At 68.3% G+C, this 14686-nt stretch carries 10 protein-coding genes; 5 read left to right on the top strand and 5 right to left on the bottom strand.

The window, feature by feature from the left end; genetic code table 11:
• Positions 1-16: 16 nt before the first annotated feature.
• Entirely contained in the window at positions 17-1396 is a 1380-nt protein-coding gene (locus ACWDZ4_RS12735) for an MFS transporter (RefSeq protein ID WP_451508405.1), read from the top strand.
• 606 nt (positions 1397-2002) lie between these two features.
• On the opposite strand, the gene ACWDZ4_RS12730 is transcribed toward ACWDZ4_RS12735, so the two are convergent.
• The 5 genes from ACWDZ4_RS12730 to ACWDZ4_RS12710 all read right to left on the bottom strand — a co-directional run bounded on the left by ACWDZ4_RS12730 (position 2003) and on the right by ACWDZ4_RS12710 (position 6494).
• Entirely contained in the window at positions 2003-2728 is a 726-nt protein-coding gene (locus ACWDZ4_RS12730; RefSeq protein ID WP_451508404.1) for an RraA family protein, read from the bottom strand.
• Positions 2725-3282, bottom strand: a complete 558-nt coding sequence (locus ACWDZ4_RS12725) for a prephenate dehydratase domain-containing protein (RefSeq protein ID WP_451508403.1) — start codon at positions 3280-3282, stop codon at positions 2725-2727. The genes ACWDZ4_RS12730 and ACWDZ4_RS12725 overlap by 4 nt, the downstream gene beginning before the upstream one ends.
• A 73-nt stretch (positions 3283-3355) precedes the next feature.
• Positions 3356-3688, bottom strand: a complete 333-nt coding sequence (locus ACWDZ4_RS12720) for a cupin domain-containing protein (RefSeq protein ID WP_451508402.1) — start codon at positions 3686-3688, stop codon at positions 3356-3358.
• 242 nt (positions 3689-3930) lie between these two features.
• On the bottom strand, positions 3931-5592 hold the full coding sequence (locus ACWDZ4_RS12715) for an FAD-binding dehydrogenase (protein WP_451508401.1): 1662 nt from the start codon (positions 5590-5592) through the stop codon (positions 3931-3933).
• Positions 5589-6494, bottom strand: coding sequence for an alpha/beta fold hydrolase (locus ACWDZ4_RS12710; protein WP_451508400.1), 906 nt, complete (start codon positions 6492-6494; stop codon positions 5589-5591). Before ACWDZ4_RS12710 ends, ACWDZ4_RS12715 begins: the two co-directional genes overlap by 4 nt.
• A gap of 758 nt (positions 6495-7252) precedes the next feature.
• Here ACWDZ4_RS12710 and ACWDZ4_RS12705 point away from each other — a divergent pair.
• The 4 genes from ACWDZ4_RS12705 (at position 7253) to ACWDZ4_RS12690 (ending at position 14634) form a co-directional block, all read left to right on the top strand.
• On the top strand, positions 7253-8992 hold the full coding sequence (locus tag ACWDZ4_RS12705) for a PHA/PHB synthase family protein (RefSeq protein ID WP_451508399.1): 1740 nt from the start codon (positions 7253-7255) through the stop codon (positions 8990-8992).
• A gap of 105 nt (positions 8993-9097) precedes the next feature.
• Positions 9098-10201, top strand: a complete 1104-nt coding sequence (locus tag ACWDZ4_RS12700; protein ID WP_451508398.1) for a Leu/Phe/Val dehydrogenase — start codon at positions 9098-9100, stop codon at positions 10199-10201.
• Positions 10202-10328: 127 nt separating this feature from the next.
• On the top strand, positions 10329-12035 hold the full coding sequence (locus tag ACWDZ4_RS12695) for a long-chain-fatty-acid--CoA ligase (protein ID WP_451508397.1): 1707 nt from the start codon (positions 10329-10331) through the stop codon (positions 12033-12035).
• 1225 nt (positions 12036-13260) lie between these two features.
• Complete coding sequence (locus ACWDZ4_RS12690) at positions 13261-14634, top strand: transcriptional regulator (RefSeq protein ID WP_451508396.1); 1374 nt, start codon at positions 13261-13263, stop codon at positions 14632-14634.
• Positions 14635-14686 lie beyond the last annotated feature (52 nt).

The raw sequence follows: 14686 nt of genomic DNA, 5'->3' as shown, positions 1-14686 counted from the left end.
GAAGTGGTACTCGCACATGTCGCCGCCCCCAGCACAACCCCAGGCCCCCAGCAGCCTGAAGAAGATCGTGGCCGCCAGCCTCATCGGCACCACCATCGAGTGGTACGACTTCTTCCTCTACGGCGCCGCCGCCGCACTGGTGTTCAACAAACTGTTCTTCCCCGACTCCGACCCCCTGGTCGGCACGCTCCTGTCCTTCCTGACCTACGCGGTCGGCTTCGCGGCCCGCCCCATCGGCGCCCTCGTCTTCGGACACTACGGCGACCGGCTGGGACGCAAGAAGCTACTCGTCTACAGCCTGCTGATGATGGGCGGCGCGACCTTCCTGATCGGCCTGCTCCCCACCCATGCCACCATCGGCTCGGCCGCTCCCGTCCTGCTCACCGTGTTGCGCCTGGTCCAGGGTTTCGCCCTGGGTGGCGAGTGGGGCGGCGCGGTGCTGCTGGTGGCGGAGCACGGAGACGCCAAACGGCGCGGCTTCTGGGCCTCGTGGCCGCAAACCGGAGCGCCGGCGGGGCAGTTGCTGGCCACAGGCGTCCTCGCCACGCTGACGGCAACACTGTCGGAAGCAGCGTTCGACTCCTGGGGCTGGCGGGTGCCGTTCCTGCTCTCCGGCGCGTTGGTGCTCGTCGGTCTGTGGATCCGGCTCTCCGTCGATGAATCGCCCGTGTTCAAAGCCGCCCTCGCAGCAGCCGAACGCCGCAAGACCGAACAAGCCGCCAGCGAGAAGCCGCCCGTACTCGCCGTCCTGCGCGACCACTGGCGCGACGTCCTCATCGCCATGGGCACCCGCATGGCGGAGAACATCTCCTACTACGTCGTCACCGCATTCATCCTCGTCTACGCGACCGAGCACGCCGACACGAGCAAACAGGCCGCACTCAACGCCGTCCTGACCGCATCCGCCGTCCACTTCGTGACCATCCCCCTGTGGGGCGCCCTCTCCGACAAGATCGGACGCCGTCCCGTCTACCTCGTCGGCGCCCTCGGCATGGGGATCTGGATCTACCCCTTCTTCGCCCTGGTCGACCGGCAGTCCTTCGGGGCAATAGTCACAGCCGTCACCGTGGCCCTGCTCTTCCACGGCGCGATGTACGCCCCACAGGCGGCGTTCTTCTCCGAAATGTTCGCCACCCGCATGCGCTACTCCGGAGCATCGATCGGAGCCCAGTTCTCCTCCGTGGCCGCCGGCGCCCCGGCCCCGCTCATCGCCACCGCCCTGCTCGCCGAATACGACAGCGCCACACCCATCGTCCTCTACGTAATGGCAGCCGCCCTGCTCACCGTCGTCGCCCTCGGCTGCGCCACCGAGACCCGTCACCGAGATCTTTCGGATGCAGAAGCCCATGAAGCCGATCCAGCATCGGCCGGTGACCAGCCGGTTCGTACGGCCTGAAATATCCGCTGATCGGATCGTCCCTCGGCGGAGCCGACCTCATCGGCCAACGGCAGGCGCCCGAAGGATTTCGCACAAGCGCACACCCGCGTGCTCCAGGGCCCCGATTGGTCATCGATGGCCTCCGCAAGGTCTCTGCCGGGGGAATCCGATATTCGCAAGCGGCCCGGGAGGGCACGCATGAAACTTCACAGACCACAGTCTCCATGCCGTCCCGCCCCAACGGGGCACCCACCCGGCCCCGGCACCGACCTCCGCGGTGCCCAGCCTCCAGCGTCGCACGTGTCACGCCGCATGTCGGGCCGCTCCAGCCGCACTCCGGGCGAGACCGCTGTCGCATAGGTGGACTGTAGGCGACACCCGGTAGACACATGCGGATGAGTCACCCCCGCTGACGCGAGGAAAGTGCCAGTACGGGAGGCCGAGAGCACCCGCTGAGAGTCACCCCCGCTCGCGCGAGGCCAGAGGCTTGCCGACCTGCAGTTGTCGAGCGCGCATGCCGGGATGCCGGAAAGTGACTTGCTCCCGCCGGCGCGGAAGTCAAGGAGTCGATCCAGGCAGCCCTCAGATGAGTCTCCTGGCGTCACGGGTCAGTACAGCTAGGGCTCAGATGTGACCCGTCTCGTCGATCAGCTCGGGCAGGCGCCGTCCAGCGCGCAGGGCGGCCAGGGCTTTCCGCTCACGGCGGTCGACTTCCGTGGCGCGTGAGAGCACTTCTTCGACCAGTCGTGCCGGAACAGCCACCGTGCCGTCTCCGTCGGAGAAGATCCAGTCTCCGGTGCGGACGACGACATCCCTGATGAGACAGCTCTCTCCGACCGCGTGCACGCGAAAGGCACCTTGGGTGTCGACGGGTGTGAAGTTCGTCGCGACGACGGGGACGCCCGAACTCTCGACCACCGCGCGATCCCGGATGGCTCCGCCCAGGACCAGCCCGGCGAAGCCGAGCTGCCCGCCGAGGTAGCTCAAGGAAAGACCGCCGGCCAGGGCGGCATGAGTGATCAGGTCACCAGCGCCGGCGACATACACCTGCCCGGGTGCTTCGGTGACGCCGGGTAACAGGAAGTCGCGCACCTCCGCCCAGGTGCTGGGTGAGGGCGCGGTGATGCGCTCGCCCTTGCGAACGGTCACCCAGCTCACGGTCAGGGCGGTGCCCACGACCATGCCGAGGCCGCCGGCGAGCCGCCGCAGCCGGGTATCCAGTACGCGGTTCGGCTCTCCCAGGCCGTCGAGGACGTCGGAGATCGCGCAGGTGGACAGTCCACCGTCCGCCACGCGTCGCCGTACGTCGTGGGTCGCCGTGCTGTCCACCGGGTGAGGTGCGCCGCTCACGTCGGCCCCCGGCGCTGCCCGCGGCCCTGCCGGGGAACGTGTACGGAGAAGCCCATGGCCACAGGGCCGAAGTCGCGCAGGACCGCCAGCTGGTTGGCCCGGGCCGCCACATCCGTCGTGATGCACGCGTCCGTCTCGCTACGCGCGCACGTCAGCGCCGCCTGTGAGTTGCTCGCGGACGGGACGATCGTGATGTCCACGCCGTCGAGGAGGTTGACCGGTGCCGGATGGCTCGCCACGGTGCGCACCGCACTCGTTGCGCTTCGGGCGGCCAGGACCATCGGGTGGGTGGGCAGCACGAAGCACTCGCTCAGGGTCATGTCGCTCATGTTCCGGAAGACGATCTCGTGCAACCGGGGGTAGACGATGCACCCCACCAAAGCGCTTTCCCGAGGGTCGGCGAGCATGGCGTCCACAGCCTTCTCGAGACTGTCATGGAGCACCACCTCGCCCCCGCCACCTCGGCGGTGCAGAAGCCAGTGGTGCGCGGCGGACTCGCAGTTGGTGCCTGCCGGGCCGAGAGTGTGAACGCTCGTCACGGTCGGTGTGTTCACGGCGCATTCCTCCTTCAATGAAGGGAACGGGGGGCGGGAGAGGCCCATGGTGGGGCCGGGGTGAGGACGGCGGTTAAAATCTGTAGTCCTCTCGGACGGGATGGAAGACGTCGATTCCCCGCGCGGCCGTCAATGCCCTTGCGGTGTGCGGCACTTGGCTGGGGATGACCACGGTGTCGCCGGCCTGGAGGACCACGATCTCGTCGGCCACGCGGACTTCGAAGGTTCCTTCGATACAGTGCACGATCTGCTCGGCCTCGTGGGTGTGCTCCGGGACCTGGGCGTTCGCCTGGAACGCCCAGATCATCTCGGTCAGTCTTTCGCCGTGTACGAGCTGGACGCTCACACCTGGGAACAGGTGCGTCACCAGGTTCTGCCCTGCCGTGTAGGTATGGGCAACCGACATGACCACTCCTCCTCGCGTGACTGGGACTTCGGATTCGGCCCGGGCGAGAACTGGTCCGGGCCGGGCCGTCAGGGGCGTCGCGCACCCGCCGTCGTGCCGGGTGGCCCACCCCCGAGGTGGTGTTTCCGCCTGTGTGTGCGTGCGTCCGGAGAAGTGCGTTGAACGCCTCGGTATCACCTTCGCGACCGCCCCTCCGTGGCCCGGCCGTGCGGTCGGGCCTGCACTCGGGCAGGTCGCCGGGTTCACCCCAGGTCGCGGGCGAGCGCCCGGCCCGCGACCCGGCCGGAGAAGACACAGCCGCCGAGGAAGGTGCCTTCCAGCGCGTTGTATCCGTGCAGTCCTCCTCCGCCGAAGCCGGCCGCTTCGCCTGCGGCGTACAGGCCATCCAGAGTTGTCCCGTCCGGTCGGACCACCCTCCCATCGAGGGTGGTCTGCACCCCTCCCAGGGTCTTGCGGGTGAGCAGGCGCAGGCGCACGGCGACCAGCGGGCCGTGTTCGGGGTCGAGCAAGCGGTGCGGAGCGGCGATCCGCAGGGCTTTCTCCGGCAGGTACGCCCGCGCGTTGCGCAGGGCCATCAGTTGCGCGTCCTTGCTGTAGCCGTTGATGACCTGCCGGTCGCGGGCTGCCACTTCCTGCGCCACGCGCGCGTAGTCGAGAGGCGCTTCGGGCGTGAGGGCGTTCATACCCTCCACCAGTTCGCGCAGGGTCCGGCGTATCACGATGTCCTCGCCGTGGTCGAGGAACGCGCGCACTGGCGCCATGGTGCTTTTCTTCAGCCGCTGGAGCAGGAGCACACAGTTCTTGCCGGTGAGGTCGGGGTTCTGGTCGGAGCCCGACAAAGCGAACTCCTTGTCCACGATCGTCTGGGTCATGATGAACCACGAGTGGTCGTGACCTGTCGACCTGAGGTGCCGCAATGTCGCCAAGGACGCGTGGCTGGGGAACAGGGGAGGGGGCAGCCGCCGCCCGGTGGCGTCCAGCCACAGAGGTGACGGGCCGGGCAGGAGTCGTACCCCGTGGCCGGGCCATACGGGGGCCCAGTTCTTCATACCCTCGTTGTAGAACCACATGCGGTCGAGGTTGACCACTGAACCGCCTGCGCGTTCGGTGATGTGCAGCATGCGTCCGTCGACGTGCGCCGGAACTCCGGTGAGCATCGACACCGGAGCCGGACCGATACGGTCGGCCGGCCAATGGGCCCGTACAAGACCATGGTTGGCGCCCATGCCGCCGGAGGCGATAAGCACCGCCTGGGCACGCAGCTCGAACACCCCCACCTCCTTCCGGGAGGAGGGCACACCACGGGGCGTCTGCGAGGGCTCGAGCAACGCGCCGCGCACGCCGACCGCCGTTCCGCCCTCGACGACAAGCTCGTCGACCCGGTGCCGGTGCTTGAAGGTCACCAGCCCGCGTCGTGCGGCGGCAAGCACGGGCTTGCGGAAGGTCCGCACGACCTCCGGTCCGCTTCCCCAGGTGTAGTGGAGCCGGGGGACCGAGTTGCCGTGGCCGGTCGCGGTTCCCACACCCCTCTCGATCCAGCCGACCAGGGGCAACAGCCGCAGTCCGAGCCGGTGCAGGTAGTCACGTTTGTCCCCGGCGGCGAACTCCACATACGCCTCGGCCCACTGGCGCGCCCACCGGTCTTCGTCGACGCGGTCGTGTCCGGCCGAGGCCAGCCAGTCGGCCAGTGCCAGCTCGTGGGAGTCCTTGATGCCCAGCCGCCGCTGCTCGGGGCTGTCGACCAGGAACAGGCTGCCTTCCGCCCAGAACGCCTGCCCGCCGAGGTTGGCCTCGTTCTCCTGATCGACGATCAGCACGCGATGTCCGGCGCGGGTCAGCTCATAGGTGGCAACCAGGCCGGCCAGGCCGGCTCCCACCACGATCACGTCGGCTCCGGCGCTCACCGTGGCTGCCCTCCGTCCATCGACACCGTGCCGCGGCCCGGGTCGGCGAGGAACGGGCGGAGGGCTTTCAGCAGTGCGCCGGCGGCTTCCAGCGGCATCAAGTGCCCGCTGCACGGGACCAGCTTCAACTGCCCGTGGGACAGACGGCGTCGGGCGGCGATCGCCTGCCAGAACGGCACCATGGTGTCGTGGATGCCCCAGGCCACCAGTGTGGGCATGGACAACTGCGGCAACTGCTTGGTGAGCAGCTTTTTCTGACCCAACGGCCCCACGGCGAGACGCTGCGAGCGCAGCGTAGTGGGCAGAGCCTCGCGCGAGGAGACGGCTCGGGCCTGACTGGACCACCAAGGGGATGGGATGCGCCAGGGACGGCAGGCCCCTGCGAGGGCCGCCCCCGCCACGAGTATCCGAGGGCCGTGGGGGAGAGAGGGGAACAGCCGCTTCGTCAGGTCGCCCAGGGGAGTGACGGCCAGCAGCACCATCGCCGGATTGATCGCGCGCCCCATCCCGGCAGAGCTGACCAGCACCAGAGACGACACCTGCGCCGGCCGCTGCAGGGCCATGTGAACGGCTACGGCACCGCCGAAGGAGTGCCCTATGACCGCGGGGCGCTCCGCACCGACCGCTCGGGCGAATTCCCATGTGAACCAGGCCATTGCCGCGGGACCGGCATCGGTGATCGGTCGGCTGTAGCCGTATCCCGGCAGATCCACCGCGATGGTCCGATGGCTGTCGGCAAGTCCTCGTAGGATTCCGTCCCACTGTTCGGAGACGCCGCCTTCACCGTGTATCAGAAGCACGGGGTCGCCGCGCCCTGCTTCGAGATAGCGCGTCGATGTGCCTCCCACGTCGATCCAGCGTTCCCTCACTACACCCCCTTGTACGGTGGTGTTTTCGTTCATCACGTCTCCCGTCTGATGCCATGTGGGTGAAACCGCAGCAAGTCTCCGTATGGTCTGCTGTCGGGCCGCCGGAGAGAACAATGGCCATCTGCTCGGCGTCGGGCCTGAGTGGGCGATCTGCCGCTGGGCCGACCGAATGCGCGAGGGCGGCAGGACATCTCGGTGCCCTTTTCCGGCGGCCGGGTAATCCGGTCAACGGCACTGTAATGCGAACCTGCTGACGCCGGGCAGGCGTACGGAATGAATCCGGGAGTGGCCCTGTTCCGTGGGGTGCGCGCCTACTCGTGTTCGGTATTCACACGCGCACGCGCACGCGCCGAGCGGACACCGCGGTGCCCGGCGTGGTGCTGCGCAGAGCGATCCGCCAGGCCGGCCTTCCCCGGCGGACCGGATCGTCGGGCTCTCGCGGATCCCCGGCGAGAACGTGAGCGGGCGGCACCTTTCCGGTCCTGACCTCTTGCGCCACCTCGCACGGGACACTCATCTGCTGGGCGCACTGGTGGTGCGGGCGCGATCCGGATCTGCCCCGCGCCGTGCCGTGCATCGATTGCCCCGCTTCGGCGGCGAGCTCTTCCACGGGCCACAGATGCGCCTGCCGACAGATCCGACACGCCCCTACATTGCTTTCTCAGGCAATGGGAAAAGACCGGATCTCCGGCCCGCCGCCTGCAACGCCACCTCCTCCCCGAGGGGCGAATCCGGAACGGATCACGACAGCGAGTGCCGGCGCGACTGCGACCGGACAAGGAGATACTTCGATGAGTCCGTGCGGCAGTGAACCCTATGCCTACGACGACAACGACGAGGGCCCCGTCTCCGGGAAACGGCGCGTGAAGATATTCAGGCGCGCTCGTCCAAGGCGGCTGCGCAGCCGCCTTTCGGAGACCGACTGGAGCCCGGAAGCCGACGACCGGCGTTTCAGCGATCCGGCCTGGAGGTCCGACCGGGACTACCGGCGTCTTCTGCAGTACTACCTGACGTGGCGACAACTGGTCCTGGCCGCTGCCGAAGCACCCTACCTGCCGACGCGGCGCCGGCAGCAGGTGCAGTTCCTCGCCCAGAACATCACCGAAGCCGTGGCCCCGGACAATTTCCTGCCGGGCAATCCCGCCGCGCTACGCCGTGCCGCGGCCACCCGGGGCGTGAGCCTGGTCCGCGGGTCGGGCAACTTCCTGCACGATGTGGCACGCCGCCGGGGGCGCCCGGCCAAGATGAGGCCCGGGGCCTATCGACTGGGCGAGGATCTGGCTGCCACTCCTGGCCGGGTCGTGTACCGAAACGATCTGATCGAGCTGATCCAGTACGAACCCCAGACCTCCGAGGTGTATCAGGTACCGCTCCTGTTCATCCCGGCCTGGGTGAACAAGTTCTACATATACGACCTCGCCCCCGGCCGTTCTCTCGTCGAGTGGGCGGTCCGTCAGGGCTTCACCGCCTTCGCCATCAGCCTGCGCGACCCGGCACCCGATCAAGCAGGCCTCGGCCTGGACGAGTATCTGTCACAGGTTCCGCTGCGCGCCCTGGAGATCGTGCGGGAGATCACCGGAGCGCCGCAGGCCCATCTCGTAGGGGTGTGCGCCGGAGGGATGTTCGCGGCATCCGCTGCCGCCTGGCTGGCGGCAAGCGGTGAGACAGGGGTGGCGTCGCTGACCCTGCTGATGTCCGCTCTGGACTACGCAGGCCCTGAGGGCCAAGAGCACTCATCGGACTCGGAGCTCCGACTACTGATCCGGCTGCTTACGAACAGGCGGGGGCTCGTCGACGGCAAAAGGATCAGTCTTCTCTTCGACTTGCTACGGCCGAGGGAGAACGTCTGGCAACCGCTCATCTCGGGCTGGTTACTGGGGGAACGACCACAGCCGTTCGACATTTGGGCCTGGAGCGAGGATGGAATAGACGTGCCTCCTACCCTCTTCGAGCAGACCCTGCGCATCACGGCGGAAAACAGTCTGGCCCACGGTCGTGTACGGATCGGGAACAGGACCATTGACCTGTCCTCCGTCACCCAGGACGCGTTCGTGGTAGCCGCTTCCCGCGACCACATCATTCCCTGGGAAACGGTGTACAGAAGTGCTCGCCTGCTCGGGGGTGATGTGACCTTCCGTCTGGTGTCCTCAGGACATGTGGGAGGCATCATCAGCCCACCCCGGCCCAAGGCCGACCATCAAGCCGGTTCGGACACACTTCCCCCGCGGCCCCGGGACTGGCTGGCCCACGCCCTCCCCCAGCACGAGTCCTGGTGGACGGCATGGTCACAGTGGCTGGGCCCACGTTCGGGCCCGCGACTTCCCGGCCGCGCGCCAGGCAGCGAGCGGTACCCGGCCGGCACCTTCGCGCCCGGGAACTACGTCCTGCCCGCCGCCCGCAACAAGGCGGGCGCCTCGCTCCGCACGGCACCTTCCGACCAGGGCGCCGCTGGCATCCGCTCCGGCCTGCTGCGCCGTTATCACCCAGTACCCGGCAAAGGAGGCGCCCGCCGGCAGAGGAACCCGTACTGAAACAGCATGCTCCAGCGGACGTCGTCCGCGACAAGCCCCACCCGCACCCATGCCGACACCGCGTGGCACAGCGCAGGACAATCGACTTCCCGGAGGAGAACACCGATGCGTACCTTCGACCTCAAGGCGCTCCTCGGCGTGCCCAACACGTACTCCGCACGTGAGCACGAGCAAGTCGTGCTGTTCCAGGACCCTTGCTCGGACTTACGAGCCATGGTGGCCATCCACTCCACCACCCTCGGTCCAGCTCTGGGCGGCACGCGCTTCTACCCGTACGCCAACGACGAGCAGGCTCTCACGGATGTCCTGAGGCTCTCGCGCGGAATGTCGTACAAGAACGCCATGGCCAGTCTCCCCTTCGGGGGTGGTAAGGCCGTCATTATGGGAGATCCCGGGCATATCAAGTCCGAGGAGTTGCTGATGGCTTACGGCAAGTTCGTGTCCACCTTGGAGGGTCGGTATGTGACCGCGTGCGATGTCGGCACCGAGACGGCGGATATGGACGTGATCGCACGCACGTGCCGGTGGACCGCGACCCGTTCGTCAGTGAACGGAGGTGGAGGCGACCCGTCGATCTGCACAGCCCTCAGCGTGCTCCAAGGAATGCGGGCGGCTGCCCTCCACCGCTGGGGCACACCCTCCCTGCAAGAGCGGACGGTCGGAATCGCGGGAGTGGGCAAGGTGGGCCGGCTCTTGGTGGAACGCCTCTTCCAAGAGGGCGCCCACGTGATCGTCACCGATGTCCAGGCGGAAGCAATTCGTCGCGTGACGGACAAGTTCCCGCGCATCACCATCGTGGAGGACTCCGAAACCCTGATCCAGTACAAGGGCATGGACATCTACGCCCCGTGCGCACTGGGCGGCGCGCTCAACGAAGCCGTCGTTCCGCTGCTGACCGCCGAAATCGTATGCGGTGCAGCCAACAACCAGCTGGCTCATCCCGGCATCGAACAGTTGCTGGCCGACCGGGGCATCCTGTATCTCCCCGACTACGTCGTCAACGCCGGCGGAGTGATCCAGGCCGCCGGTGAACTGCGCTGGGCCACACCGGGTCAGATCGTGGCCAAGGTGGAGAAGATCTTCGACACCACGCTGACGATCCTCAAGCGGGCCGAGGCGGAGAACATCCTGCCGGGGGCCGCCGCCGACCGTATCGCCGAACAGCTCATCGCCACCGCAGGGGGCCCGCAGGCGAAGGCGGGACTGTAGCACCCGCGGTGACCCAGGCCGGACGCCGCGGCACCCCTACGCAGGGGAGGGCCTTGATCCAGATGGGTTGTTGCGGGCTCTACAGCCCCGGAGCTTCCCCAGGGCAAACTCACCGAGGAGAAATGCCATGTACAGCACCATGTCTGACGACCCGTTGACCGTCGCCCGCATCCTGCGGTACGGCTCCACGGTCCAGGGCGCCTCCACCGTGGCCACCTGGAACGGCGAGCGATTCGAGAGCAGGACTTACGCGCAGGTGGGGGAACGTGCCGACCGCCTGGCGCATGCGCTCCGCGACCGGTTGCACGTGCGCTCCGGCAGCCGGCCACAGAGCGAGCAGAGTGTCGTCGGCACCTTCATGTGGAACAACGCTCGCCATCTGGAACTGTTCCTCGCGGTTCCCGCGATGGGGGCCGTCCTGCACACCCTCAATGTGCGGATGGCTCCTCAACAGCTGTCCTACATCATCGAGCACGCCGGAGACGAGGTCATCGTGGTGGACGCGGGCCTGGCCGCGACCCTGGCCCCCCTCCTGCCCCGACTGTCCGGGAGGGTGCGCCACATCGTCGTCGCCGGACCGGGCGGGCGCGAGGCGCTGGCCGGTTTCACCGGTGAGGTGCACGACTACGAGGAGCTGATCGCCGACCAGCCCACCGACTACCCCTGGGAGGAACATCTCGACGAACGCACCGCCGCGGCCATGTGCTACACCTCCGGCACGACCGGGAACCCCAAGGGGGTGGTCTACAGCCACCGGTCGATCTACCTGCACTGTCTTCAGGTGGCGGCCCCCAGCCAGTACGACCTCACCGCGCGCGAAGTGCTCTTCCCCGTCACCCCGATGTTCCACGTGAACGCCTGGAGCATCCCTCACGCCGCGTTCTTCACCGGCGCCGGTCTTCTGCTGGCCGACCGGTTCTCCAAGGCCGCACCGCTCGCCCGCATGATCCAGCAGGGACGGCCGACCTTCGCTGCCGCCGTGCCCACCGTCTGGGCCGGTCTTCTGGAGGAACTGGACGCGCACTCCTACGACACCGCCAGCCTGCGCCGAGGGCTGGTAGGCGGAACCGCGTGTCCGCCCGCCCTGATCTCCGCCTACCAGGACCGGCACTCCATCGAACTCCTGCACGCCTGGGGCATGACCGAAGCCTCCTCACTGGTCAGCACGGCGTTGCCGCCCGCGGGCGCGGAAGGCCGGACGGAATGGGCCTACCGCACCAGCCAGGGACAGTTCCCCGCATCAGTGCGGTTCCGCCTCGTCGATGAGAACGGGACCGTCGTGCCGAACGACGGCACGGCCACTGGTGAACTGCAGGTGCGCGGCCCCTGCGTGACCAACGCCTACCACGGCGGTACCGGCGCACCTCCGGTACAAGCGGTGCAGAACTTCACCCCGGACGGCTGGTTCAAGACTGGTGACATAGGCCGGATTTCGCCCGACGGGTATCTCACGCTCACCGACCGGGCCAAGGATCTCATCAAGTCCGGAGGGGAATTCATCTCCACCATAGAGTTGGAAGCCAACCTGATGGAACACCCCGCGGTGACCGAGGCCGCCGTCGTGGCAGTGCCCGATGACCGCTGGGGCGAGCGCCCCCTGGCCGTGGTGTCACTGCGCCAAGGCAGCGGCGCCGGACCGGAGGAACTCCGCGACTTCCTGGCTCAGTACGTCGAAACCTGGACGATTCCGGAACGCTGGACGGTCATGTCGACGATCCCGAGGAACGCGGTGGGCAAGCACGACAAGCGCACCATCCAAGGGCAGTACGCAAGCGGCCGGCTCGAGGTCGTCCGACTCGGAAAGGGCTCCGGCAGTACACACACCGTCGGGTGAGCCAGGACAGCGAAGGACATCGGTCCGGCGATGGGTGACGAACACCGGACCCGGGTACGGCCCCTCCCCGGGGCGCGCGCCCGCTCGTGCCTCGGTGTTCGTACGGACAGGGTCGAGCGGACACTGCGGAGTCCGCGCCGGGTGTGCCCCGCCCCACCCCGCGGGGCGGGGCACACCGGGCCACCGCCCGCAAACGTCATGCCGGATGCACACACCTGGGAACCGGCCGGGGGCGGGGGCTGTCCGCCCAGGACCGCCACCGCGGCGGGCTTCTCGTACCACCGCATGGCTTGCCCGCCGCATGCCTTGCCGTGCCGGCCCCTCCCGTCCCGGGACGGCACGCCGAGACGGACGAGTGGTGCCCGCACGGTCTCGCGGCGTCTTCCGAAACCCATGACGAAGGGAGCCAGGGCCCGGAAATACGCCATGCGCCGGATGCCGAACGGGACGGTGTGCCTGCCCGCACCATGTGCGCGTGGGGTGCCAAGTCGAGGGAACGGCCGCGTCGGCTGCCCTGTGTCCCCACTGTCATCCAGTGTGCAGAATCGTCACTTCGTAGAAGCGCACGCCCCCGCACGCCCCTCTCGGTGCCGTGCGGGGGCGTGCGGGGGCGTGCGCCTCGACTGCACATCCACAGGGACTACGTCCCTGGCACGTGCGCCGAAGGGCGTTGGCATCCTCCTGTGCGCCCCCGGCGCGGGGTTGCCCTCGAACTGGAGGCAGGCGTCCACTTGTTCTGGCAGAACATTCGATTGCCAGTGTGTTTGTCGCCGTCGACCGACCGACAGCTGAGAGAACCAGAGGACAAGGACGCGGCGGTATAGCGCTGCGCCTCCACGGCTCTCCCGTCGGACCCTCTACGGTCTCAGGCGCCATCAGGCGAGCAGGGCTTTCCCGGTGGCCGCGGATCCAGTGCGCCCAAACCTGAAAGGACAGGTCATGTCTCTGGCACGGCGTGATCGTCAGGGCTCCGGAAGGCGGCCTCCTCGGTGCACGGCAGATCTCCCTCCCGGCTGCTCGCGAAGAGCTTCCCCTTGTCACGGGGGGAACCGAAACCGGATGGCTTTCCGGTTTCCGCGGAGCGTGGGAGTGTTCCGAACCTCCTCGTACTCGCCCGCCCACTGTTCCGGCTCCACCCGTATGCGTCCGGAACGGCCGGGAGACCCCTGATACCGGCAGCAGGGCCAGGTTTCCCGCCACACTGACTGCGAAGGAGACGTGCAGTATGGCTATGCCACCCCATGCCGACCGCCGAGCCAACGAACGGCTGCGGGCCGTGATGGAAGAGGCGGGGTGTTCCAGTACGGGGCTCGCCCGCCGAGTCAACACCTGTGGTGCTGAGCACGGACTCGATCTGCGCTACGACAAGACGTCGGTGGCGCGGTGGCTTCGGGGCCAGCAGCCGCGGGGTCGCGCCCCCGCCATCATCGCCGAGGCCCTGGAGCGCAAGCTGGGTCGTACGGTGACCGTCGAGGAGCTGGGCATGAGTGCGGGGTCGGGCCTTGACTCCGCCGCGGGGCTGCGGTTCGAGCCGACTGTCGTGGGCGCCCTCCAACAGTCGCGCGTGCTGTGGCGCAGTGACACCAAACGCAGCGGCCCCACGGCCAGGGAGCGGCTGGCCGCCTCCGAACTCGTCCAAGCCAGCCGTGACTGGCTGATCGCCGAGCCCGATCCCAGTGTCGCGGTCGAGGGTCCTGCGGCGGTCGGCCTGGCTGACGTCACGGCGGTGCGCGCGACCATTGCCTCCCAGGCCGACCTCGATCACCGCTTCGGCAGTGGCCACATACGTCCCCTCGCCGTGCGTTACCTGGACAGCGTCGTCTCAGAGCTGCTCGCGGGCCCGTACCACGAGCGCACCGGACGCCTTCTGATGGGCGCCGCCGCACAGCTGACGGAACTCACCGCATACATGAGCGTCGACACCGGCCGGCTCGGGCTCGCCCAGCGCTACTACATACAGGCACTGCGCCTGGCACAGGCGGCGGACGACCGCGATTTCGGGGGCTACGTGCTGGCGTCGGGGATGGGCCGCGTCGCCCTGCTGCTCGGCAATCCGAGTGAGACGGTGAAGCTGGCAAGAGTAGCGGGGGAGGGAACGCGGCGACGGACCACTCCGGCCTCGCACGTGGTCCATCACGCTGCCGAGGCCCGCGGTCACGCACTTCTGGGAAACGCGCGTGCCTGTGAGAAGGCAGCAGGCCAGGCGCTTGAGGCGCTGGAAGAGGGAGCCCCCGACGAGCGCGGGGGCCCGCACTGGGCCGCCCATGCCGACCGGTCCTACCTGGCAGAGGAACTGGCGCACTGCTACCAGGAGCTGGGTCAAGTCGAAACGGCCGTCCGCTGGGCGCGGGAAGCGCTGCAGGGAACCTCGCCGGCGCGGCCGCGGCGCCGCGCTCTCAGGCTGCTGCTCCTGGCGTCAGTGGAACTGCAGTTGGGGGAGACGGAGCGAAGCTGCGATACCGCGGCGCGGGCCGTGGAGGTGCTGAGCGGACTGCGCTCCGCCCAGTGCACCAGCCGACTCGAAGACTTCTGCGGCAGGCTGGAAGCACTGGGGCTTCCTGAGGCGGCGCGCGACCTGCGCTCATCCGTCCCGGATTGACCATGGTGGTCCTCGGAGGGTGCACGGCCGGGCTGGACTTGCTCGCCGGCAC

The organism is Streptomyces sp. NPDC003016, from assembly GCF_053591455.1.
This window is presented reverse-complemented; position numbering and strand designations above follow the sequence as displayed.